Source organism: Deltaproteobacteria bacterium, assembly GCA_016223005.1.
In the GTDB taxonomy this organism is placed as follows: Bacteria; Desulfobacterota; GWC2-55-46; order UBA9637; family GWC2-42-11; genus JACRPW01.
Genome location: JACRPW010000072.1, coordinates 1 through 22,671 on the forward strand (window position 1 = coordinate 1; position 22,671 = coordinate 22,671).

A 22,671-nucleotide genomic window follows, 5' to 3' on the forward strand; every position below is an offset into this window, starting at 1 on the left:
CTGTCGGTATCTTTCCTGATTTTCTGCTGATAATGGTTTTTTACCTTGGTTTGCACAGTAAATCGCCCGCCCATGCAAAAAGTAAAGAGGGAATAGAAGGGGTAATCCTATCTTTTCTCTTGGGGCTTATTGCAGATATTTTTTCAAGCGGTGTTATCGGCGCAACATCGTTCGGACTTGTATTTATCTTTATATTGACACATCTGCTTTCCGGTAAGATGACATTTGATGTGCTCCCTGTAAAGACAGGCGGGGTATTTATAATGACATTATTAAAGGCAAATCTGGTATATGTGGTTTTAAGAATGCTGCTATTTGACAGGAATATCCCATTTTATATATATGCTGTACCATCAGCAATAATTACGACAGTAGTAAGCCCTTTGGTGTTCAATCTCCTTGACAGGATAGAACAATGGGAAGCAGGTAGCAGAAGGATATGATGGGCTTCGTTTCTTGTCATGGGAACAGCGGCGGCGAAAGGAGTCCTGTCTTCTCATGCAGACCACACATTATATTCATATTCTGCACAGCCTGCCCTGATGCGCCTTTTACAAGATTGTCTATCACAGAAACTACAACAACCCGATTTGTCCTTTCGTCAACCTTTATGCCTATGTCGCAGAAGTTTGAGCCCTTGACCTGTTGAATGTTTGGTAGAACGTCTTCCGGCATGATTCGGATAAAAGGTTCGTTACTGTAACATTTTTTATATGCATCAAAAATCATTTCCTTTTGACTTTTGACTTTTGACCCCTGCTTACTGCCTGCAGGGGCAGGCTTTTGAGTTTTTATATCTGCATACATCGTGCTTAAAATCCCCCTGTTTACTGGCAGGAGATGAGGCGAAAACGATACAGTAATCTTTTCTTTGGCAATATGAGACAGACACTGCTCTATCTCTGGTGTGTGCCGATGCTCTCCAATCTTATAAGCCTTGAACCCTTCATTAGCCTCAACGAATGATGTCTCAAGTTTTGCCTCTCTGCCAGCGCCCGACACACCGCTCTTTGAATCTATGATTATTGTATTGGTATCTATTAATTTATTTTTTATAAGCGGCATAAGTCCAAGTATTGCTGATGTTGGATAGCAGCCCGGGTTTGCAACAAGTTGGGCGTTTTTTATTTTTGGACGATAGATTTCAGGCAGTCCATACACAGCCTTTTTAAGCAAATCCTTTGCAGTATGTTTTTCATACCATGTTTCATAAACCTTTGGGTCTTTCAGACGGAAGTCTGCGCTTAAATCAATTACCCATATACCCCTTTTAATTATCTTTGGAATATACTCCATTGCTGACCTGTGTGGAAGACAGCAAAATACAATATCTGCATTAGTTATAGATTTTTGATTTGAGGGGTCAATAAATATGCCTTCAATGAAATTGCCCAGAAACGGAAAGACCTTTACTATGCCTTCGCCCTGATACTGTCTTGAAGTTACTGCAATAATCTCAACTTCAGGATGCCTTGAAAGAATCCGTAGAAGTTCAATGCCAGTATAACCACTCCCACCGAGTATGGAAACTTTAATCATAGTGCGACCCATTATTAATCACAAGACTGAAATTGCTGTCAATGGTTTTTATTCACCAAAAATCAATGTCTATTTTTGGGATTCAGTTGGTTTGCCCGCCATATAAGGCATCTATTGGCAGTGGGTAGATCCCACCCTGCGAGACTAGCAACTGTTTTATGAGTATCCCTTCAAGTAGCCCTGCATCACTTACTGTCATTTTATCAAAACCAAATCCTTGCATTGCCTTTAATACAATGGCTGTGCCCGGTATTATCAAATCCTCTCTCCCTTTTTCAAGGGAGAGGACATTCTGTCTTTCCATCAATGTAAGCGATGTAATATGTTTATATATACCCTTTACAGCATCGTATTTAAGGATATAATTATTTATCTTTTCAGGGCGGTATGTTTCGAGATTCTGGTCAATCGCAGCAAGGGTTGTAATTGTGCCGGCAGTGCCGATAAAAAGTTCAGAGTTTGGAGTTTGGAGTTTGGAGTTAAAAATCTTAAACTGCAAATCATAAATTGTCCTCTCAATTTCCATTTCCATATCTTGCAGTTCTTTTTGAGACGGCGGGTCGGATTTAAGATAATTTTCTGTCAGATGCACAACACCCATCTCCATGCTCCATGAGCCAAGCATCTTGCCATGTTCTGCTAAAATAAACTCTGTAGAGCCGCCGCCAATGTCAATAACAAGACATTTGGGGACAGATTTGAAATCTGTCCCCATCCCTATAACTGACAAAACCCCAAGTGTAGATAGTTCTGCCTCTTCATTACCTGATATAAGATTTACCTTTATTCCTGTCTCATCAAATACCCTTTTAATAAATACATCTTTGTTCCTAGCCCTGCGGACAACACTTGTGGCGGCAGCAAACACATCTTTTACACCATGCCCTTTTATAATATTAGTAAATATCCTTAAGGTATCTATTGTCCTTTCTATTGATGTTTCTGCAATGCCAATATCCTCTGTAAAATTTCCCCCAAGCCTTGTGATAATCCTTTTAACTGTTAGAGGTTTGAGTTTACCGCCATCCAATTGAGCAATAAGAAGACGCAGTGTATTTGTGCCAATATCTATTGAAGCATATCTTTCCCTCATTTCTCATTTCTCATTGCTTATTCCTTATTTTTATACGCCTCCGAATATTCAATATAATTCTTCGCTGACCGTAAAATCCTTTCTACCTCTTCATCTTTAATTTGTCTTACAACTTTAGCAGGCATTCCCAAAACTAGACTCCTTGGAGGGATGATAGTCTTTTCAGTAATTAGGGCGCCTGCACCGATTATACATTCTTCTCCAATCTCTACGCCGTCAAGTATTATAGAACCCATACCTATAAGACATCGGTCTTTTATTACGCAGCCATGCAGAGTCACATTATGCCCAATAGTAATATCATGGCCTAGGACAACAGGCCAAACACCCTTTGTACCGTGGAGGACTGAATTGTCCTGAATGTTTGTCCTATTTCCAACCTTTATAAAATGCACATCCCCGCGCAATACTGCACCGCACCATATACTGGAATGCTCGCCGATTGCAACATCACCGATTATCTGAGCGTTTTCTTCTATATATACGGTGGGATGAATTTTAGGTAATATGGATTTATAGGGTCTAATCATTTACTCCTTCTCTCCTTCAACAGTCCATTCCATAAAATCGCACCAGAAACCTGTATCCACAATGGAGTCATATTCCCATCTCAAAAGTTTTAGATGCCCCTTCTCCATCTCAAGAAGATTTGTCAGAAGAACCTTTTCATTTGCATCACCGGCAGATTTAAGGTAACTGCCGTAAAAATGCACTGCATCCTCTTCTGACTTAATTGCAATATTCAGGGCATCAAGGTCTTCAGGGTTTTTACCGAGTTTTTTTATAAGTTCATTTTCTTCAGGAAATATAGGCAGTCCTTGCCCCCTGCTGTTATAGGCATTAAGTGCTTCATCATATGTAAGGACTCTGCCTGTCTCTTCAATAGACCCTACGATGGAGGATATTGCCTTTATATGGTCAAGTTCGTCATTTGCCAGATGTTTGAAGATGTTTTTCCCATGTTCATCCTCTGTAATCTCAGCAGCATGGAGATAAAATTTATACCCCATCAACTCTGTGTTGAGCGCTGTTTTCATATAAGCAATAATATTTTCTTTCACCTGAAAATACCTCGTATGAGGCTGACTGCCATGCTGGCAAACCGTCTAGTGTTAGTTAAAAACGATAGGCGAAAAGCGTAAAACAAAGGTACATTAGTTTTTAGTTTTTATCTTTGCATTTTTCGCTTCTCAGCATGCAGGGCAGTCAGCCTCATATAAATTTTCATCCCCCTTTGCCTGCCTGTCGGCAGACAGGTGAGCCAACAGCTCATGTGGGTTTCATATACTACTGAGAGCATAATATAGATTGCATCTACGTTGTTTTCAAAAACTGTCATGCCCGAATGTTTCTATCCCCGACAGAAACATTCGGGGACGCATCCAGAGTGTTCGTAATGGATTCCAGCTTAATGCTTGCGGGAATGACAAAGTTGAGGATTTCTTTTTGGGGGACGAAAAAGCAAACTATTTCATGCTCCCCGTAATAAGTTTTAAAAAATCACTCCACAATTTTGACTTTTGCATTTTGATTTTTGCATTTCCTTTATCTTCTCCCTGTATCTGTTCTGCCTGCCTTTTCTATTTCCTGTTTATGTTCCAGTGCCTCTCCCCTGATTTTAGCCTCACATTGACTACAGATAGTAGTAGGCGATGGTTTCCCGCATACCATACAGACCCTTCCCTGCTTATTGCCAGCAGGGACAAGTTTTTTGTCATCTTTCCTTTTATCTTCCATATATAATCCCTCTTGTCATGCCGGCATATTATTCGTATCGGGCATATTTATACAACTGCCATTTGTCATCTCTTTATTAAAGCAGGTTATCCTTAAAATTTCTATAACTAAAACCTGTTAGATTTGGTGTTTCTATCCCCTTATGCTGAATTAAAACCTTAAATGTAGAGCCCATACCGCCGGGCATGAGCAGTTCTTTTAGTTTTTGATTCCATTCCAATTGAGGTGCGCCTTTAATGGACAGGTCTTCTATTGTTTTAAATTCTTCAAGTATGCCAAGCGCCATAAGGAAATAAAACTGTGTTGTAAAACCTGTAACATCAAGCCCTGCCTCTTTCCCATATCTTGCAAGACCTGTCCAGTCAACATGAGATGTAATGTCCTGACAGCCAATCCTTGTATATGGGTTATCATTTATCTTGTGTTTATAATAGCACAAAAGGCCTCCATTTCTAAAGGTTTCATAAAATTCTTTTGCTGGGAGACCATAATCTATTGTGATAACAAAACCTTTCTCAAGAATGTCTGCCGCAGTTTTTATATATCTAACTGCCTCCAGATTTACCTCTATCCGCTGTCCGTTTATAGTGATGATGCCTTTTAGATATTCTGTTATTGCAGGGTCTGACGGAGTATCTAGAACTTCTGTAAATCCATCATTGTCAAGGGTTACATAGACTTCCTTGAGTATACCATTATCATTTGTAACAATATGCACAGGGAAGGCATCTATCAGTTCATTTGAGATTATGCAGCCTGTAACAAGGCTTCTGACCTCATTCAGAGAAGAATACCATGAAGATTGTGAACTGTTTTTTTGTTTACCGACAAGATTTATATCTACTATGACAGGATTTATTGATTTATAAAATTCAGAGGAAAAAGATTCTGAACATTCAATAATTTCTTTTAAAAGGGCAGCGCTTCCGGAGCCTGCTTCAATTATTGTAAATTCCGGAGGTTTGCCAAGAACCCCCCATATCTCAAAGAGCTGCCTGCAGATAAGTTTCCCAAAAATAGGATGGAGGGCAGGGCTGGTTAGATAATCCCCTTTTTTGCCCCAGACCTCTCTATCTGATGTGTAATAACCGAGATGCGGTTCGTATAGCGACATCTCCATGAAATCCCTGAAAGATATCATGCCTTTTTCAAGGATTTTATCCTGAATTATCTTAATCAGTTGAGGGCTGCCGTTTTTGATTTCTGCAAACGGCATTTCTAGTCCTTTAATATTCCCGCCTTTTGCAAAGCATCAAACACCTCACATCCTATTTTCTTATCCCCAGTGTTGTCTCCCATGTATCTGCATGTCCTTCCTCATCTGCAAGTATCTCCTCAAGCATGAGCCTTGTTGTTGGGTCGCCTTCTTCAACGCAGAGTTTGATATGCTCCTTATATCTTTTGATTGCCCCATTTTCTGCATTAAGGTCAGCCTCTATCATCTCTTTGAGACTGCCGCCCCGTTTTATAACACCGGGTTTTTGAACAGGTGTGCCGCCAAGATATACTATCCTTTCCGCGAGTTTCTCTGCATGCCTCATCTCATCAATGGATGTCTTTTTAAATATCTCAATAATCGCAGGACTCTCCATCCCCTCTGCCTCATAGTGGTGCCCCATATACTGGATTATTGCAGCAAGTTCCTCTGCCCTGTCCAGATTCAGTGCATCTATAATCTTTGTACTCATAAACCCTCCTTTATTTTTAATGATTTTAGTTTAAATTCTATCCTAACCCTAAAAATTGTCAAGAAGAAATAGGGCGGTGTTATTTAATTGCAAAGATAATGAAAATAATGAAAATATCTAGACATATTGTGGATAATGTAATAAATTACTATACACCATGCATATTTTAGGCATATCAGCATTTTATCATGATTCTGCCGCCTCTCTAATTAAAGATGGAGATATCATTGCCTCTGCACAGGAAGAGAGATTTACAAGAAAAAAACATGACCCTTCTTTCCCCATAAATGCGGTTAAATTCTGTCTCAATTACAGCGGTATTTCTCTGAATGAGGTTGATGCCATTGTCTTTTATGATAAACCTTTTTTAAAGTTTGAAAGGCTTCTGGAAACCTATTATGCATTTGCACCAAGGGGCTGGAGGTCTTTTCTGTCAGCCATACCGATATGGTTGAAAGAAAAGTTATTCTTAAAGAAACTCATATACGATGAACTGTCAAAGATTGATGAGATAGATAAGAAAAAGATAAGACTTTTATTTACAGAACATCATCTCTCCCATGCCGCAAGCGCCTTCTTTCCCTCACCTTTTAAGGAGTCTACTATCCTGACTATTGACGGTGTAGGCGAATGGGCAACTGCCTCTATATCCCACGGAAAAGATAATAGTATAACCATCCTTAAAGAACTGACATTTCCGCATTCACTTGGACTTCTTTATTCTGCATTTACATATTATCTGGGTTTTAAGGTCAACTCAGGTGAATATAAACTTATGGGGCTTGCACCTTATGGGGACCCAACATCAGAAAGGGTAAAAAGATACAAAGACCTTATCTGTTCAAATCTAATAGACATTAAAGACGATGGTTCTATATGGTTAAATCAGGAATATTTTGATTATGCGACAGGACTAAAGATGGTCAATGACGAAAAGTTTACGGAACTCTTTGGTGTTGCAAGGAGAAAACCTGAGTCAGATTTATTACAGGAACATTGTGATATGGCGTTAGCGATTCAAATGGTAACAGAGGATATAGTTTTTAAAATGGCTAATGAGGCACAGAAACTAACAAGGTCAAGGAACTTGTGTATGGCAGGAGGTGTGGCTCTTAACTGTGTGGCTAATGGCAGACTTCTGAAATCAAAACTGTTTGATGATATATGGATTCAGCCTGCCGCAGGGGATGCCGGAGGGGCATTAGGCGCTGCCTATACGGCATATCATATATATTACAATAAATCGCGCGCTACGGATGGCAAAAATGACAGGATGCAGGGTTCATATCTTGGTCCTGAATTTTCAAGCCTTGATGTAGAACTTATGGCAAGAACATATAAGGCAAGGCATACATTCTATGATGATTTTGAATCGCTCTGTGAGAAGACAGCAGAACTTTTGGACAAAGGTTATGCAATTGGATGGTTTCAGGGGAGGATGGAGTGGGGTCCGAGGGCATTGGGCAACAGGAGTATCATAGGGGATGCTAGGAGTCCTGAGATGCAGAAGAAATTAAATCTAAAGATAAAGTTCAGAGAGAGTTTCAGACCGTTTGCCCCTTCTGTGCTTTATGAGGATGAAGGTGAATACTTTGAAACGGACCATCCATCACCTTATATGCTTTTGATAGCAGATGTGTTGGAGAAGAGGAGAAACCCTTTGCCTGATGGGTATCACTCTATGCCTGTGAGAGAAAAACTTTATTATCTAAGGTCAGATATCCCTGCAATAACGCATCTTGATTATTCTGCAAGGCTCCAGACCGTGCATAAGGAAACAAATGAGAAATACTGGAAACTCATTCAGGCATTTAAGAAAAGGACAGGGTATGGTGTGATAGTAAATACGAGTTTTAATGTCAGGGGAGAACCTATAGTCTGCACCCCTGAAGATGCCGATAAATGTTTTATGCGGACAGAGATGAAGTATCTGGTAGTAGGTAATTTTATCTTTGATAAAAAAGACCAGCCAGAGTGGAGTGAAGCAATAGATTGGAGAGAGGAATATGGGTTGGATTAAGAGATGGGTAATGAATATAGGGTTAGTCCTTATCAGTATAGTTATTGCCGCACTTCTTGCAGAGATTGTCTTGAGATTTACAGAGTATAGATTATTAATGATACCAAAAAAAAATACTATACCCTTCAATATGTTTAAGGAAGATAAGGATGCAGGTTACGATATTAAAGAAAACAATAAAGTGGATACTGCAGTAGTTGAGGGAATTAAATTCCCGGTATGGTCAAATGAACTTGGTTGTTTTGACAAGAACGGTTATTGAAGAAAGATTAAACAGAAGGGTTTTAAAGTGTGGAGTTGGTGGATACGGCACAAGGCAAGAACTTTTAAAGACCAAGAAACTACTTGGTCAGATAGATAGTAAATCATCGGTAATTATTGTTGGTTATGGTATATTAAATGATTTAAGGGATGATTATCTTTTCCCAAATGCAACCGTCATAAAAGGCTATCTTGTTAGCAAAACAGTTTTTAGTGATAACAAACAAGATTTTACTGATACACGTACAGGCGAAAAATTGGTTTTTTCTGATAGTGAGTTAGAGAGCAGACTGGATAAAAAATTAAAAGAAATACAAAATGAGAAACCTGTCCATCCTATTAAAAAATGGTTAAGGTCATATTCTCTTATATATAATTTATTGAAAGAAATAAAGTTACTAGGATTGATGGGACAGAAATTAGGTATACTGCATGAACAGGTGATGCCCTCGCGTTCATCTCCACCACTATATATAAGGATGCCGCAAAAATATCTGTGGCTGGATACAGCGTGGAGCGACCATTTAAATAATATAAAAGAATTTAAACAGCTTGCGGACAGGATAGGGTCTAAGTTATTAATTGTTATAATCCCAAGCAAAGAGCAGGTTTATGAATTTCTTAAGCCAAATTATGAAGAAGGAGTAGACTGGAACTTTTCCAATAAAATGCTAAATTCCCTTTGTAGTAGAGAGAATATTGACTGTCTTGACTTGTTATCTGATTTCAAACAATACTCTAATCAATCACCAAAGAAATTTTTAAATCCATATAAAGACTTGTATTACAGATATGATGTGCACTGGAATATAAATGGTAATCGTTTGGCTGGTCTTTTGGTATCTAAATATATCATAGAAAAAGGGTTTGTTGATGTGGGAAATAAAGAAGATAAGTTATTTGAGATAGAAATGGGATTAAGGACATTTAGGGAAGAGAGATGAATATGGGCTGGATTAAGAATATAGACAAAAAGAATATACTAACCTTATTGTTGAGTATAATTGTTTCAATTTTTATATTGGAATTATTCCTAAAAGTTTATAATCCATTTCAGTTTCGTGTAAAAGGAAATAGGATAATACTGCAATCTAATGCAAAATATACGGTAAAGAATCATACGATACCTAAACTTGATAAGGTTATAGTACATACTAAAAATTCATTGGGATTTAGAGGGAGTGAACCACCACAGAATTTTGATGAGTATCTATCAATCATTACTATTGGAGGAAGCACCACAGAATGCAGGTTACTGTCGGATTGTAAAGATTGGGCGAATATCTTAAAAAGGGAATTAGATAATAGTTTTAAGAAGGTATGGCTAAACAATGCAGGGTTAGATGGGCATACTACATTTGGGCATACAGTACTCATGGAAGATTATGTTACAAAGAAATATAAACCCAAAATAGTATTATTTCTAATAGGACTAAATGATACGGGCAGGAAAAAATTGTCAACATTTGATAAATATAATGTAAAAAGGGAAAAGGATGAAACAATAGCGGAATATTTTAAATCAAAAGTGAATTTGTTGGCAGAATATTCGGAAATACTTAATTCTATAATTGGTATTTACAGATATAATCAGGCAAGAAGAGGAGAGTTGACCCATCGTCCTATAAATTTGTTAGAGTATAAACAGGCTGAGATTTCAGAAGATAAATCCCAGCAACTCATTAAAAAGCATACTGAAGACTATCTACCATATTACAAAAAAAGGTTAAAATATTTAGTTGAGTTGTCAAAGAATAATGGTATTGAACCTATTTTAATTACACAGCCTGTCCTGTTCGGAGATGCGATAGATGATGTTACTGGTGTTAATTTGGCAAAAATATCAACCGGTAAGGTAAGTGGAGAAATAAATTGGGAAATGGATATTAATGGAGAGGTAAGTTGGAAAGTATTAGAACTTTATCACTCAATAACAAGGGAAGTTGGGAAAGAAGAAGATGTGTTAGTGATTGATTTGGCGAAAGAAATGCCCAAGAGTTCAAAATATTACTATGATTTCGTTCATTATACAAATGAAGGGGCAGAGGTTGTTGGTAAAATAGTGTATAAATATATGTGCCCATTTATTCAGAATAAATTTCCAGAATATTCTTTAGGTGGGTGCAAATAACAGATAATGTGGTTTGTATTCTTGGTGATATTTGATTACTTAATAATAGTCAATGTGAGGAGGGATAGATGTTAGACCTATTAAAAGACTTGTGGGGATTTCTTAAGGAGCGTAAGAAGTTTTGGCTCTTGCCGATTATTATTGTGTTATTATTGATAGGCATTTTGATAGTTATGTCAAGCGGTTCTGCCATATCGCCTTTTGTTTACACATTATTTTAAAACTAGAGGGTCATATATGAGCGATATCAGGACAAAAGATTTAGAGACAATGGTAGTTTTATCTTTGGCATTACTCTGCCTTTTCTTAATCTTTAAAAAGGCTGTTTTTGTAATTACCTCTTTAATCTTATTGCTTATAAGCCTGATATTTAAAAATCTTACATCTAGGGTTGCATTCGTCTGGTTAAAATTTGCAGATACTCTGGGCAATATTAACGCAAAGATAATCCTCTCAATAGTATTTTTTATGATGCTGACCCCTATAGCGTTATTGTATAGAGTTTTTGTAAAAAATCCTATGTGGCTTAAGAGGTTTGATTGCAAGAGTTATTTTTCTACGAGAAACCATGCTTACACATCACGGGATTTAGAGAATACATGGTGACAACTCTATAAGGTGTTGGTTTGCAATGAAATATAAAAACACTTATAGATTATAACTGTTTTAAGGTCCCTCTATAGATGGCGATGGTTCGGTATCTAACTCATCTTAAACCTCAACCTGTTATTATCTGGGGGGATAGGCAATCCGATGAGGGATTTTTTTTATGTTGACGACCTTGCAGATGCCCGTGTATATTTACTGAAGCATTATTCAGGCAGTGAGACTATAAATGTAGGCTCCGGCAACAGGATTAGACAAAGGACTGAAACTTGCATATAATAATTTTTTGAGGAGACATTAATGAAAAAGGCCTTAATCACGGGTATTACAGGACAGGACGGTGCATTTCTTGCCGAGTTTCTCCTTGCAAAGGGCTATGAGGTGCATGGGATAAAACGCAGGGCATCTTCGTTTAATACGGCGAGGATAGACCATCTATACCGCGACCCTCATGAAAAAGATGTGAAGTTAAAACTACATTATGGGGATATGACCGATTCAACCAATCTTATACGCATAATGCAGGAGGTTCAGCCTGATGAGATCTATAATCTTGCCGCACAGAGCCATGTGCAAGTTTCATTTGAAACGCCTGAATATACTGCAAATGCCGATGCGCTTGGAACGCTCAGACTTCTTGAAGCGATCAGGATATTGGGGATGACCGGTAAAACAAAATTTTATCAGGCATCAACATCAGAGCTTTATGGCAAGGTTCAGGAGACTCCGCAAAAAGAGACCACTCCATTTTATCCGAGGAGCCCTTATGCCGCTGCCAAGCTTTATGCTTACTGGATAACGGTTAATTATCGGGAAGCCTACAATATCTTTGCCTGCAACGGCATATTATTCAATCATGAATCACCCGTCAGGGGCGAGACCTTTGTAACCCGCAAAATAACGCGTGCAGTGGCAAGAATCAAATTGGGGCTTCAGAGAAAACTCTACCTCGGCAATCTTGATGCAAAGAGGGACTGGGGGCATGCTAAGGATTATATTGAGGGGATGTGGCTTGTTTTACAGCAGGATGAACCTGATGATTATGTGATTGCTACAGGCGAGCAGCACTCTGTGAGGGAGTTTGTGAAACTTGCATTTAAAGAGGTTGGGATTCAGATTAGATGGAATGGGGAAGGTGTAGAGGAAAAAGGCGTAGATGTTGATTCAGGCAAAGTGCTTGTAGAAGTAGACTCCCGTTATTTCCGTCCCACAGAGGTTGACATCCTTTTGGGCGACCCTGCAAAGGCAAAGAGAAAACTTGGCTGGCAGCCAAAAGTGAAATTTCAAGAATTAGTATCTGAAATGGTGCGTGAGGATTTAAAAGAGGCTGAAAAGGACCAGCTTTGTAAAAGGGAAGGGTTTAAGGTGTTTAAGTATCATGAATAGAGATTCAAAAATATATGTTGCCGGCCATCGTGGACTTGTTGGTTCATCTATTGTGCGGAAGTTAAGGGCTGAAGGATACAATAATTTGCTTGTCAGAACAAGGGAGGAACTTGACTTAATAAGACAGGCAGATGTTGAAGATTTCTTTCACAAAGAGCGACCGGAGTATGTATTTCTGGCTGCTGCAAAGGTGGGTGGAATCAATGCCAATAATACTTATCGGGCTGATTTTATATATGAAAACCTTCAGGTGCAGAATAATGTCATATGGTCATCATATAAATTTTGCGTAAAAAAACTCATATTTCTGGGCAGTGTGTGTATTTATCCAAAGTTAGCGCCTATTCCAGTAAAGGAAGAATATCTGCTTACCGGCCCACTTGAATCAACCAATGAGCCTTATGCCCTTGCCAAGATTGCAGGAATAAAACTATGCGAGGCATTGTGGGATCAATATGGATTTGAGGCAATCTCCTGCATGCCTGCTAATCTTTATGGCACATATGATAATTTTGACCTTCAAAACGCTCATGTTATACCTGCTTTAATCCGCAAATTTCATGGGGCAAAGGAAAAAGGGGATAAGTCTATTACATTATGGGGAACAGGCAGCCCACGACGGGAATTCCTTCATGCAGATGATGCGGCTGATGCAATATTTTTTTTAATGAAGAATTATAATGAAAAAGGGTTGATTAATGTTGGGACAGGTGAGGATATTTCTATAAAAGACCTTGCAATGTTAATTAAAGAGATAGTCTCTTACAATGGTGAGATTGTATGGGATACATCAAAGCCTGATGGCACACCACACCGTCCTATGGATGTAACTAAAATCCATTCTCTCGGCTGGCGACACTCAATTGGCTTTCGTGATGGATTAAACCAGACATACGAGTGGTTCAAAGGGCATTATAAACTTGATGCAAGATTATAATCATAGGAGCATCTTGCAAAGGTATCAGAAAATGATTCTTTTGTCATTCCCACGAAAGTGGGAATCCATGTTTTTCAATTACTTGTGAACTTTTTGGATTTCTGTTTTCACGGGAATGACGACTGCTGCAAGATACTACTGCGACCCAAAAATAGACATTGATTTTTACGGTGCGAGATAAGTGTTGTGTATTCTTTCAGGTTGGATAATATAGGAGATTATGGTGGACAATCATTTAATTATTAAACCGCCTAAGGGTTGGTTTCAGATAGACATAAAAGAACTCTGGATGTATAGGGAGTTAGCCTATTTTTTTGCGTGGAAAGAAATTAAGGTCAGATACAAGCAGACGGCAATAGGCGCCCTTTGGGCAGTATTTCAGCCTGTAATAGCTACGATTATTTTCACGATCTTTTTTGGCAAGTTCGCAAAGATGCCGTCAGAAGGAATCCCTTATCCGCTTTTCGTCTATACCGGACTTATTTTCTGGAACTACTTTTCATTTGGGCTTACGCATTCAAGTGAAAGCATGATAGGCAATGCCAATATTATCCAAAAGATATATTTCCCGCGGCTTATTATACCCATTTCATCATCGTTGGTTGGTCTGATTGATTTTGCCGTCTCCTGCGTTTTGCTGGTTGTTCTCTTGTTTTATTATAACTATATGTCTGGTTTTACTAATTTCCTGATAGTGCCGGTTCTGTTGGTATTGACTTTTTTTGCCTCTGTGGGGCTTGGGTCTTTTCTTGGAGCAGTGAATGTGAAATACCGCGATGTTCGATATGTCGCGCCTTTTTTTATTCAGATGCTAATCTTTTTGACGCCGGTTATTTATCCTGTGAGTATGATTGACGCCAAATACAAATGGTTATTAGGTCTAAACCCTATGTCCGGTATTATTGAGGCTGCACGATTTTTTATCTTAGGCTCTAACAGGCTTGATTTGGAAATATTGTTTATATCATTTATAATGAGTTTGTGTTTTTTTGTTTTTGGCATTATATATTTTAGAAAGACCGAGAGATTTTTCGCGGATATTATATAAATATGGGCGCTCCAATAATAGAGGTAAATGGTATTTCCAAAAAATATCGCATCGGGCAACGAGAGGATTACCTATCGCTGCGTGATTCTTTAACTAAAATTATCAAAAAGCCATTGAATTTATTAAAGGGATTATCAAATACCGGTGCATCTAATGATGAATTTTGGGCATTGAAAGATGTCTCATTCAATGTTGAACAAGGTGAGGTTATAGGCATTATTGGAAAAAACGGCGCCGGTAAGACAACAATGCTTAAAATACTTTCCCGTATTACCTATCCGACGAAAGGAGAGATTCATGTCAGGGGACGGGTTGCAAGTCTCCTGGAAGTTGGTACAGGTTTTCATCCCGAACTTACAGGAAGGGAAAATATTTATTTTAACGGATCAATACTTGGGATGAAAAAAAGAGAGATTAATAAAAAATTTGATGAAATAGTTGCTTTTTCAGAAATAGAGAAATTTATAGACACCCCTGTTAAACGGTATTCAAGCGGAATGTATGTAAGGCTTGCATTTGCTGTTGCAGCCCATCTTGACCCAGAGATATTGTTAGTAGATGAAGTGCTTGCTGTGGGAGATTTTCAGTTCCAGAAGAAATGTTTAAACAAAATGAAGGATACTTCTGCAAGCGGCAGGACAATATTCTTTGTCAGCCACAATATGGGCGCTATCAGGCAGTTATGTCAAAAGTGTATATGGCTTGAACACGGTGGTATAAGGGAAATCGGTGCCCCATCTACACTTATAGATTCTTATGTAAGGTCTGCTGATAAATCAGAGGGCACAGGATGTGTCTCTTTTGATGAGAACATTAAAAAGGATTCACAGTTATTGGCAGTTAGACTCTTGAATCAAGATGGGCTAGTGGCACAAAATTTTATTTGCGATGAACCGATAATGATAGAATTTATTTATAAGGTGCATAGACAGGTGCCGGGTCTATATGCCTATCTGTCAGTTTCCAGAACTGATGGGACATGTGTGTTTGTTTCTGATAGTTTTGATTCACCACCCAATCCCCTCGATAATCTACCAGTCGGGAAACATGCAGTCAGGATTACAATCCCTCCAAGGATACTTGGCAGTGGAGATTATACAGTATATCTTAATTTTACCAGCCATTTTAGTTTCAAGAGTTTTAATGTAGATTCTCCGGGGATAGTTGGAATATTTCATCTGGACGATTTTAAATCCCACAGGGGCAATAATAGAGAAGGTTTTATAAGCACTCTACTATCGTGGGATGTTAATCGGTTGGAGTGATGCCTTCGGGAATAACAAGCCCTTGTATTATGGATTCCTATGGAGAGATATCATGGAGGAACTTGTATGTTTAAAAACCATAATCTAGAGTATCTTACAAATAAAACCATTCTAATTACCGGTGGGACAGGTTCATTTGGGAAAAAATGTACCGAAATAATAGTTAAAAATTGTAAACCTAAGAAACTTATTATCTTCAGTAGAGATGAACTTAAACAGTTTGAGATGGCACAGATTTTTTCAGATGCAGAATTCCCTTGCATGCGATACTTTATCGGGGATGTGAGAGATAAGATGAGGTTATCGCGAGCCTTTCGTGGAGTTGACTATGTAATCCATGCAGCAGCATTAAAACAGGTTCCTGCAGCCGAATATAATCCCTTTGAGGCAGTTAAGACTAATATACTTGGGGCTGAAAACATTATTAATGTGGCGATTGACCATGGTGTTAAAAAGGTTGTTGCACTCAGCACTGATAAGGCGGCAAATCCAATAAACCTTTATGGCGCAACAAAACTGTGTTCTGACAAGTTATTTATAGCAGGCAATTCTTATGTTGGAGAGGACGAGACATCTTTTAGCGTAGTTCGTTACGGAAATGTTGTCGGAAGCCGAGGGAGTGTAATCCCCTTTTTTCTTAAGCAGAAGGTAAAGGGTATATTGCCAATTACAGACCCGCGTATGACACGATTTTGGATTACTTTGGAGCAGGGTGTCAATTTCGTTTTGAATTGTCTTGAGATGATGGTCGGTGGAGAGTTGTTTGTACCCAAAATCCCAAGTATGAATATGATGGATTTGGCAAAGGCGCTTGCCCCGGAATGCAAAACAGAGGTGGTTGGTATCCGTCCTGGAGAGAAACTACATGAGGTTATGGTGCCTAGAGATGATGCCAGAAGGACATTGGAATTTGATGACTACTATGTAATACAGCCTGATTTTAGATTTTTTATCCGTCGTTTTAAAAGCAACAGAGGGAAACCAGTCTCTGATGATTTTGAATACAATTCCGGGACTAATCCATGGAAATTGACATCTGCGGAAATGATGGAGATCATCAAAAACCTATGATTCCTTACGGCAAACAATGTATTGATGGGGAAGACATTCAATCTGTTATCGATGTGCTGCGGTCTGATTGGCTTACCACGGGACCAATGATAGAATTGTTTGAGAAAGCCTTTGCTGACTTTGTAGGGGCAAGATATGCTGTTGCGGTGAACAGCGGAACCGCGGCGCTCCATGCAGCCATGTTTGCCCTCGGCATCGGTTCCGGAGACGAAGTGATTGTGCCAACCATGACCTTTGTTGCCACAGCCAATTGTGTCGTTTTTCAGGGAGGAACCCCTGTCTTTGCAGATGTAGACCCGGGGACCCTTCTGATAGACCCTGCGACTGTTGAGTCGTGTCTATCACCTAAAACAAAGGCCATTATCGCCGTGGATTACGCCGGACAGCCTTGTGATTATGATAAACTTCAGGATATCGCCAAACGCCATAATCTTGCTCTGGTATCCGATGCCTGTCATTCCCTTGGTGGTCATTACAAGGACAACCCAGTTGGCATATTGAGTGATATCAATGCTTTCAGTTTTCATCCGGTCAAACACATCACCACCGGTGAGGGAGGAATGATTACAACGGATGATCAGAAATTGGCTGGCCGTATGCGTCTTTTTCGAAATCATGGTATTTCCACAGATTACCGCCAACGAAAGGCACAGAGGTCATGGTTTTATGAAATGGTAGATCTTGGCTATAACTATAGAATTACCGATTTTCAATGTGCTCTGGGAATAAGCCAGCTTAAAAAATTACCCCAGTGGATTGAGCGAAGACGCGAAATTGCACATCGTTATGATGAAGTGTTTTCAGTTCTGCCGCGCATAAATCCTTTACCTGTAGGCAGTATGGTTTTTCATGCTTATCATTTATATGTTGTCCGTCTCAATTTAGAAGGAACAAATCTTGATCGCGGTATGGTTTTTAAACAATTACAAGAAAACGGTATCGGCGTAAATGTTCACTATATTCCTGTTCATCTTCATCCTTTTTATCGGTCACATTTCAAGACCCATCCGGGCATGTGTCCTGTAGCTGAACAGGCATATGAAGAAATCATCAGCCTGCCAATGTATCCAGGACTTTCTGATGCAGAGCAGGACTATGTCATAGAAATGATGCGTAGGATTCTTTCATGAAGATAGGTTTAGGTACGGTGCAATTTGGTATTGATTACGGGATATCTAACCATAATGGCAAAACCCCTCTTGATGAGGTAGAAAAGATATTGGATGTTGCGATGCGCAATGGTATTAGTGTAATAGATACCGCGGCCCTGTATGGAACCAGTGAAGAGGTATTAGGCAAAACGCTACCTGAATGCCATAGATTTAAAATCGTAACAAAAACTCCGAGATTTACCTCTTCAGCAATAACATCAGATGATGTGCGGAGATTGGAAGATTCTTTTTTCCAATCGCTGCATAAGATGAAGTGTGCTGCAATTTATGGATTATTGTTTCACAATGCAGATGACTTGCTAAGTGAAAACGGCCATATTCTTTTCAATAAAATGACTGACTTGAAGCAGAAAGGTTTGGTAGAGAAAATTGGGGTATCAGTATATACGGCATTGCAGATTGATGAAATATTAGGAAAGTTTCAGATAGATATTATCCAACTCCCAATTAATGTCTTTGATCAGCACCTACTTGTCAGCGGACATCTGTCTAAACTTAAAAAAAGAGGGGTTGAGATTCATGTGCGCTCAGCATTCTTGCAAGGATTGCTGCTTATGTCATCGGAAACTCTACCGCCTTTTTTTGATTCTGTGAGAGAGCATTTGAAAGACTATCAAAGAACTATACATCAGCATGGATTAACACTGGTTCGAGCAGCGCTCGGTTTTTTGATTAACATACCGGATATTGACTTTATCATCTGCGGTGTGAACAATCATACGCAGCTTAAAGAAATATGCAGAGAGGCAGTTCCTGTTGAATCAATAGATTTTAGCAGATTCGCACTCAGCGATGGAGAGATTTTAAATCCATCAAATTGGAGGCTCTGATATGGTTTTGAATCAAGATATGGTTTTTCATAAAAGTGAAGGAAACTCATGGTTTCAAAGAAATAAATCAGTGTTGGAAAAAGAGGGCAAGGTCGATTGGCCAACCTATCTATTGAACTTATTGGATAACAAATCGGAAATAAGAAGCATTGCAGAACTAGGGTGTACTAATGGATGGAGGCTATACCAATTAAGTAAAAAAATTATAGGAGCGAAACTTGTTGGCGTTGATGCTAGTCTTGAGGCAATTGAAGATGGGAGAAAACGTTATCCGGAACTAGAGATGCATCAGGGTTTATTGTCACAACTTCCGATTCAGGATGAGTTTGATATTGTCATTGTTAATTTTGTATTGCATTGGGTTGATAGGGAAACACTTATAAAATCGGATGCTGAGATTGACAGAGTTACAAAAGACGGGGCCTTTTTGATTCTGGGTGATTTTCTGCCAGACTGTCAACAGCGGCGCCGCTATCATCATCTGCCTAATGAACGGGTTTATACTTACAAACAGGATTATGCTAGGATTTTTGAATCCTTCGGGACTTATAAGGAATTTACACGATTCACTTACGACCATGATAATGTTGAACAAAATTCTATAAAACCGTGTTCCTCATCATCAAGGGCCTTTTGTTCAATTTTGCATAAATCTTTAGAAGGTTATTATCAAGAGGTCTGATTGGTGATACTAGCAATTTTACAGGCAAGAGTTTCCTCAACAAGGCTTCCCGGTAAAGTCTTAAAAAATATTATTAATAAGCCTATGTTGCTGAGGCAGATTGAGCGGGTCAGGCGCGCCAAATTGATAGATAAGATAATCGTGGCTACCAGTCTTGATCTGACTGACAATCCCATTGAAATGCTGTGCAAAGAGAATGATATTGCATATTATCGCGGAAGTCTTGATGATGTCCTCGATAGGTTTTTAAATGCTGCCAAACCTTATAATCCTGATCATATTGTTCGATTGACAGGAGACTGTCCTTTAGCAGACCCTGTACTTATTGACGAGGTAATTTCTTACCATTTAAATGGTGGCTATGACTATAGCAGCAATACTTTAGAGCCAACTTTTCCTGATGGCTTGGATACAGAGGTCTTCCGGTATAAATGCCTGGAGCAAGCATGGAAAGAATCTGTTCTACCTTCACAAAGGGAGCATGTTACTCCGTTTATTTATCAGCAACCGAACCGCTTTAAAATAGGAAATTTCAAGAACACGGTTGACCTGTCCGGATTGCGATGGACAGTGGATGAGCAGGAGGACTTCAATCTGATCAATAAGATTTATGAGGGACTCTATCCTTATAAGCCCAATTTCAGCACGGCGGACATCCTCAATCTACTTCAACAAAAACCTGAATGGCTGACCATCAACAAGCAATTTGAAAGGAATGAAGGGTTCATAAAATCGCTTCAAGAGGATAGGTGGTATGAAACCATGAAACGCTTAAATTTAGAGAAATCAATCGCCCTTCAGGAACATGCAAAAAAACGCATCCCTGGACTCTCTCAACTCCTCTCCAAACGTCCCGATCAATTTTCCTATGGTGTCTGGCCGGGATACTTCAGCAGGGCGAAAGGGGTCGAGATATGGGACTTGGACGAGAACCATTACATCGACATGAGTATCGGTGGAATAGGCGCCAATGTTTTGGGTTATGCGGATCCGGATGTGGACCTGGCTGTCAGGGAATCTATCGACAAGGGAACGAGCTCTTCCCTGAACTGTCCTGAAGAGGTGGAATTGGCGGATCTCCTCTGCGAACTCCATCCATGGGCTGAGAAGGTACGGTTTGCCCGTACTGGCGGAGAAGCCATGGCAGTTGCCGTCAGAATAGCCAGGGCATTTACGGGTCACGACAAGATTGCCTTTTGCGGTTATCATGGCTGGCACGACTGGTACTTGTCAGCCAATTTAGGGACGGAAAACGCCCTGGGTGAACACCTGCTTTCAGGTCTCGACCCGGTAGGGGTTCCGAAAGCCCTCAAAGGGACGTCTTTTCCCTTTAGATATAATCAATTAAATGAACTTGAAGCCATTCTGGAATCCAACAAGGATGAGATTGCCGCTATTGTTATGGAACCTCTTCGGAATGAATGGCCAACACACAATTTTATCAAAGGTGTCAGACAACTTGCAACTGCGGCTGGAGCAATTTTAATTATTGATGAGATTTCAGCTGGTTTCAGAATGAATACTGGCGGGGCTCATCTCGTACTCGGAATGGAGCCTGATATGTCCGTTTTTTCCAAAGCATTGGGGAATGGTTACCCTATTGCAGCCATCATCGGAAAGGGTGCCGTTATGGATGCTGCGCAAAAAAGTTTCATCAGCAGCACCTCTTGGACAGAAAGGATCGGTCCTGTAGCTGCCCTTGCAATGATTAAAAAGCATCGCCAATTTGATGTTGGTAAGCACCTGATGAAAATTGGTCAAATGGTTCAGGATGGTTGGCTGACTTTATTTGCCAAGCATGGTCTCTCTGTACATATTGATGGCATTCCCCCTATGGGGCATTTTAGTTTTGGACATGAAAAAGCCCTTGTGATGAAGGCATTATTCATACAGGGTATGATAGAAAAGGGATTTCTGGCAACTACAGGTTTCTATGCAATGTATGCCCATCAAGAAGATGATGTGAAGCATTATTTGGAAGCCGTTGATCAGGTTCTTCCACAAATCATCAAAGCAATTGACACAGGAGATCCTGAAAAATATCTTTTTGGTAAACCTGCTATTGCAGGTTTCAAGAGGCTGAATTGATGCATCTTTATATCAGGGCAGATGCTGATTCCAAAATTGGGACAGGGCATGTGATGCGCTGCATCGCCCTTGCCCAAGGATGGCAGGATCGCGGCGGAAAGGTGACATTCCTTAGTCACTGTGAAAGTGAAGAATTACAGGAGCGTATTACAAATGAGGGTTTTGAATTTCTTTTTTTAGAGAAAATGCACCCCCATCCTTCCGACCTCGAACAAACATTAGAAAATTTATCATCCATCATCCATCATCCATCATCTAATTATTGGCTCGTTCTGGACGGCTACCATTTTACCTCTGAATATCAGAAGGCACTCCGTGATGCAGGAATCCGCTGCTTGGTCATAGATGACATGAATCACCTGCCGCACTATCATGTAGATATTATTCTCGACCAGAATATTTACGCGACGGATATGGATTATAGGTGTGATGAAGATACCACCTTGCTTCTCGGAACGAAATATGTCCTCTTACGTCGGGAATTTCTGAAATATCGGAACTTCAATCGCCAAATTCCCGAGAGTGCGACAAACATCCTTGTGACCCTAGGGGGTGCGGACCCGGATAATGTAACGCTCAAAGTCATGTATGCGCTAGAGCAAGTGCAGGTGAACGGGCTGGAGGCGGTTGTAGTAGTGGGTGGCAGTAACCCTCATTATGAAACCTTGCAATCCGCAATTCGCAATCTCCAACCCAAAATCCGACTGGAGTGCAATGCATCAAATATGCCCGAATTGATGGCTTGGGCAGATGTGGCAGTTTCCGCGGGGGGAAGCACAGTTTGGGAACTAATATTTATGGTGGTTCCAAGTGTGGTTATGATACTTGCAGATAATCAGAAAGAAATAGCGGAAGAACTTGAAAAAGAAGACGTGGTAGTAAACCTGGGTTGGCATGAAGATGTTACAGAAATGGATATAAGGGATGCTGTGCAAAACTTGCTGGCAGATTCGGATAAAAGAAGGAGTATGGGTTTAAAAGGTAAAGCATTGGTTGACGGAAGAGGAGTGGAAAGAACAATAGAACGAATTTGTGCAACTGTGGAAGAGGACAAATAATTTATGTCTGAAAAGGTGGAAGGATATGAGATTAGATACTAATGAAAAAAAAGCATTAA

At 39.7% G+C, this 22,671-nt stretch carries 25 protein-coding genes; 18 read left to right on the plus strand and 7 right to left on the minus strand.

The genetic code is table 11. From position 1 onward, the window contains the following. Window positions 1–443 (plus strand): rod shape-determining protein MreD (gene mreD, locus HZC45_07675; protein MBI5683026.1); only part of this gene is annotated, 443 nt, incomplete at its 5' end. Window positions 444–459: 16 nt separating this feature from the next. Here the strand turns inward: mreD and HZC45_07680 are convergent. From HZC45_07680 to HZC45_07710, 7 genes are all read right to left on the minus strand, one after another. Then, window positions 460–1,539 (minus strand): N-acetyl-gamma-glutamyl-phosphate reductase, encoded by a 1,080-nt coding sequence (locus HZC45_07680; protein MBI5683027.1) that lies wholly within the window; start codon window positions 1,537–1,539, stop codon window positions 460–462. Between the two features lie 82 nt (window positions 1,540–1,621). Continuing rightward, window positions 1,622–2,632 carry a Ppx/GppA family phosphatase gene (locus tag HZC45_07685; protein MBI5683028.1) on the minus strand — a complete coding sequence of 337 codons (1,011 nt, stop codon included), beginning with the start codon at window positions 2,630–2,632 and terminating at the stop codon, window positions 1,622–1,624. Window positions 2,633–2,649: 17 nt separating this feature from the next. Next, window positions 2,650–3,162: a gamma carbonic anhydrase family protein gene (locus tag HZC45_07690; GenBank protein ID MBI5683029.1), complete on the minus strand. Its 513-nt coding sequence runs from the start codon at window positions 3,160–3,162 to the stop codon at window positions 2,650–2,652. After that, the gene (locus tag HZC45_07695) at window positions 3,163–3,693 is read right to left on the minus strand and encodes a ferritin family protein (protein ID MBI5683030.1); all 531 of its coding nucleotides are present in this window, start codon (window positions 3,691–3,693) and stop codon (window positions 3,163–3,165) included. Between the two features lie 484 nt (window positions 3,694–4,177). Further along, window positions 4,178–4,369 carry a hypothetical protein gene (locus HZC45_07700; GenBank protein ID MBI5683031.1) on the minus strand — a complete coding sequence of 64 codons (192 nt, stop codon included), beginning with the start codon at window positions 4,367–4,369 and terminating at the stop codon, window positions 4,178–4,180. 76 nt (window positions 4,370–4,445) lie between these two features. After that, window positions 4,446–5,585 carry an SAM-dependent methyltransferase gene (locus HZC45_07705; protein MBI5683032.1) on the minus strand — a complete coding sequence of 380 codons (1,140 nt, stop codon included), beginning with the start codon at window positions 5,583–5,585 and terminating at the stop codon, window positions 4,446–4,448. A 52-nt stretch (window positions 5,586–5,637) separates the two neighbouring features. Further along, window positions 5,638–6,057, minus strand: coding sequence for a ferritin (locus HZC45_07710; protein ID MBI5683033.1), 420 nt, complete (start codon window positions 6,055–6,057; stop codon window positions 5,638–5,640). Between the two features lie 157 nt (window positions 6,058–6,214). Here HZC45_07710 and HZC45_07715 point away from each other — a divergent pair, with 157 nt between their 5' ends. From HZC45_07715 to pseG, 17 genes are all read left to right on the plus strand, one after another. Beyond that, on the plus strand, window positions 6,215–8,077 hold the full coding sequence (locus HZC45_07715) for a carbamoyltransferase (GenBank protein MBI5683034.1): 1,863 nt from the start codon (window positions 6,215–6,217) through the stop codon (window positions 8,075–8,077). Next, window positions 8,064–8,339 (plus strand): hypothetical protein, encoded by a 276-nt coding sequence (locus HZC45_07720; protein ID MBI5683035.1) that lies wholly within the window; start codon window positions 8,064–8,066, stop codon window positions 8,337–8,339. Before HZC45_07715 ends, HZC45_07720 begins: the two co-directional genes overlap by 14 nt. After that, window positions 8,311–9,282 carry a hypothetical protein gene (locus HZC45_07725; GenBank protein MBI5683036.1) on the plus strand — a complete coding sequence of 324 codons (972 nt, stop codon included), beginning with the start codon at window positions 8,311–8,313 and terminating at the stop codon, window positions 9,280–9,282. The genes HZC45_07720 and HZC45_07725 overlap by 29 nt, the downstream gene beginning before the upstream one ends. A gap of 2 nt (window positions 9,283–9,284) precedes the next feature. Then, entirely contained in the window at window positions 9,285–10,469 is a 1,185-nt protein-coding gene (locus HZC45_07730) for an SGNH/GDSL hydrolase family protein (protein MBI5683037.1), read from the plus strand. Window positions 10,470–10,537: 68 nt separating this feature from the next. Beyond that, complete coding sequence (locus HZC45_07735; GenBank protein ID MBI5683038.1) at window positions 10,538–10,690, plus strand: hypothetical protein; 153 nt, start codon at window positions 10,538–10,540, stop codon at window positions 10,688–10,690. Window positions 10,691–10,706: 16 nt separating this feature from the next. After that, window positions 10,707–11,075, plus strand: a complete 369-nt coding sequence (locus HZC45_07740) for a hypothetical protein (GenBank protein ID MBI5683039.1) — start codon at window positions 10,707–10,709, stop codon at window positions 11,073–11,075. Window positions 11,076–11,222: 147 nt separating this feature from the next. Next, the gene (locus HZC45_07745) at window positions 11,223–11,354 is read left to right on the plus strand and encodes an NAD-dependent epimerase/dehydratase family protein (protein MBI5683040.1); all 132 of its coding nucleotides are present in this window, start codon (window positions 11,223–11,225) and stop codon (window positions 11,352–11,354) included. A 21-nt stretch (window positions 11,355–11,375) separates the two neighbouring features. Continuing rightward, window positions 11,376–12,461 carry a GDP-mannose 4,6-dehydratase gene (gmd, locus tag HZC45_07750; protein MBI5683041.1) on the plus strand — a complete coding sequence of 362 codons (1,086 nt, stop codon included), beginning with the start codon at window positions 11,376–11,378 and terminating at the stop codon, window positions 12,459–12,461. Next, window positions 12,454–13,398, plus strand: coding sequence for a GDP-L-fucose synthase (locus tag HZC45_07755; GenBank protein MBI5683042.1), 945 nt, complete (start codon window positions 12,454–12,456; stop codon window positions 13,396–13,398). Before gmd ends, HZC45_07755 begins: the two co-directional genes overlap by 8 nt. A gap of 220 nt (window positions 13,399–13,618) precedes the next feature. Next, window positions 13,619–14,446, plus strand: coding sequence for an ABC transporter permease (locus HZC45_07760; protein ID MBI5683043.1), 828 nt, complete (start codon window positions 13,619–13,621; stop codon window positions 14,444–14,446). Window positions 14,447–14,448: 2 nt separating this feature from the next. Next, entirely contained in the window at window positions 14,449–15,711 is a 1,263-nt protein-coding gene (locus HZC45_07765) for an ABC transporter ATP-binding protein (protein MBI5683044.1), read from the plus strand. Between the two features lie 66 nt (window positions 15,712–15,777). Continuing rightward, a complete protein-coding gene (gene pseB, locus HZC45_07770) occupies window positions 15,778–16,782 on the plus strand; it encodes a UDP-N-acetylglucosamine 4,6-dehydratase (inverting) (protein MBI5683045.1) in 1,005 nt (334 codons plus the stop codon). Further along, window positions 16,779–17,912: a UDP-4-amino-4,6-dideoxy-N-acetyl-beta-L-altrosamine transaminase gene (gene pseC / locus HZC45_07775; protein ID MBI5683046.1), complete on the plus strand. Its 1,134-nt coding sequence runs from the start codon at window positions 16,779–16,781 to the stop codon at window positions 17,910–17,912. Before pseB ends, pseC begins: the two co-directional genes overlap by 4 nt. Next, window positions 17,909–18,784: an aldo/keto reductase gene (locus HZC45_07780; protein MBI5683047.1), complete on the plus strand. Its 876-nt coding sequence runs from the start codon at window positions 17,909–17,911 to the stop codon at window positions 18,782–18,784. Before pseC ends, HZC45_07780 begins: the two co-directional genes overlap by 4 nt. A 7-nt stretch (window positions 18,785–18,791) precedes the next feature. Next, window positions 18,792–19,466 (plus strand): class I SAM-dependent methyltransferase, encoded by a 675-nt coding sequence (locus HZC45_07785; GenBank protein ID MBI5683048.1) that lies wholly within the window; start codon window positions 18,792–18,794, stop codon window positions 19,464–19,466. Continuing rightward, a complete protein-coding gene (locus tag HZC45_07790; GenBank protein MBI5683049.1) occupies window positions 19,467–21,554 on the plus strand; it encodes an aminotransferase class III-fold pyridoxal phosphate-dependent enzyme in 2,088 nt (695 codons plus the stop codon). After that, window positions 21,554–22,612 carry a UDP-2,4-diacetamido-2,4,6-trideoxy-beta-L-altropyranose hydrolase gene (gene pseG / locus HZC45_07795; GenBank protein MBI5683050.1) on the plus strand — a complete coding sequence of 353 codons (1,059 nt, stop codon included), beginning with the start codon at window positions 21,554–21,556 and terminating at the stop codon, window positions 22,610–22,612. Before HZC45_07790 ends, pseG begins: the two co-directional genes overlap by 1 nt. Window positions 22,613–22,671 lie beyond the last annotated feature (59 nt).

Coding starts and splice junctions, on each gene's coding strand:
- HZC45_07680 (MBI5683027.1), bottom strand. CDS start 1,539: ATGATTAAAGTTTCCATACTCGGTGGGAGTGGTTATACTGGCATTGAA.
- HZC45_07685 (MBI5683028.1), bottom strand. CDS start 2,632: ATGAGGGAAAGATATGCTTCAATAGATATTGGCACAAATACACTGCGT.
- HZC45_07690 (MBI5683029.1), bottom strand. CDS start 3,162: ATGATTAGACCCTATAAATCCATATTACCTAAAATTCATCCCACCGTA.
- HZC45_07700 (MBI5683031.1), bottom strand. CDS start 4,369: ATGGAAGATAAAAGGAAAGATGACAAAAAACTTGTCCCTGCTGGCAAT.
- HZC45_07705 (MBI5683032.1), bottom strand. CDS start 5,585: ATGCCGTTTGCAGAAATCAAAAACGGCAGCCCTCAACTGATTAAGATA.
- HZC45_07710 (MBI5683033.1), bottom strand. CDS start 6,057: ATGAGTACAAAGATTATAGATGCACTGAATCTGGACAGGGCAGAGGAA.
- HZC45_07715 (MBI5683034.1), top strand. CDS start 6,215: ATGCATATTTTAGGCATATCAGCATTTTATCATGATTCTGCCGCCTCT.
- HZC45_07720 (MBI5683035.1), top strand. CDS start 8,064: ATGGGTTGGATTAAGAGATGGGTAATGAATATAGGGTTAGTCCTTATC.
- HZC45_07730 (MBI5683037.1), top strand. CDS start 9,285: ATGGGCTGGATTAAGAATATAGACAAAAAGAATATACTAACCTTATTG.
- HZC45_07735 (MBI5683038.1), top strand. CDS start 10,538: ATGTTAGACCTATTAAAAGACTTGTGGGGATTTCTTAAGGAGCGTAAG.
- HZC45_07740 (MBI5683039.1), top strand. CDS start 10,707: ATGAGCGATATCAGGACAAAAGATTTAGAGACAATGGTAGTTTTATCT.
- HZC45_07745 (MBI5683040.1), top strand. CDS start 11,223: ATGAGGGATTTTTTTTATGTTGACGACCTTGCAGATGCCCGTGTATAT.
- gmd (MBI5683041.1), top strand. CDS start 11,376: ATGAAAAAGGCCTTAATCACGGGTATTACAGGACAGGACGGTGCATTT.
- HZC45_07755 (MBI5683042.1), top strand. CDS start 12,454: ATGAATAGAGATTCAAAAATATATGTTGCCGGCCATCGTGGACTTGTT.
- HZC45_07760 (MBI5683043.1), top strand. CDS start 13,619: ATGGTGGACAATCATTTAATTATTAAACCGCCTAAGGGTTGGTTTCAG.
- HZC45_07765 (MBI5683044.1), top strand. CDS start 14,449: ATGGGCGCTCCAATAATAGAGGTAAATGGTATTTCCAAAAAATATCGC.
- pseB (MBI5683045.1), top strand. CDS start 15,778: ATGTTTAAAAACCATAATCTAGAGTATCTTACAAATAAAACCATTCTA.
- pseC (MBI5683046.1), top strand. CDS start 16,779: ATGATTCCTTACGGCAAACAATGTATTGATGGGGAAGACATTCAATCT.
- HZC45_07780 (MBI5683047.1), top strand. CDS start 17,909: ATGAAGATAGGTTTAGGTACGGTGCAATTTGGTATTGATTACGGGATA.
- pseG (MBI5683050.1), top strand. CDS start 21,554: ATGCATCTTTATATCAGGGCAGATGCTGATTCCAAAATTGGGACAGGG.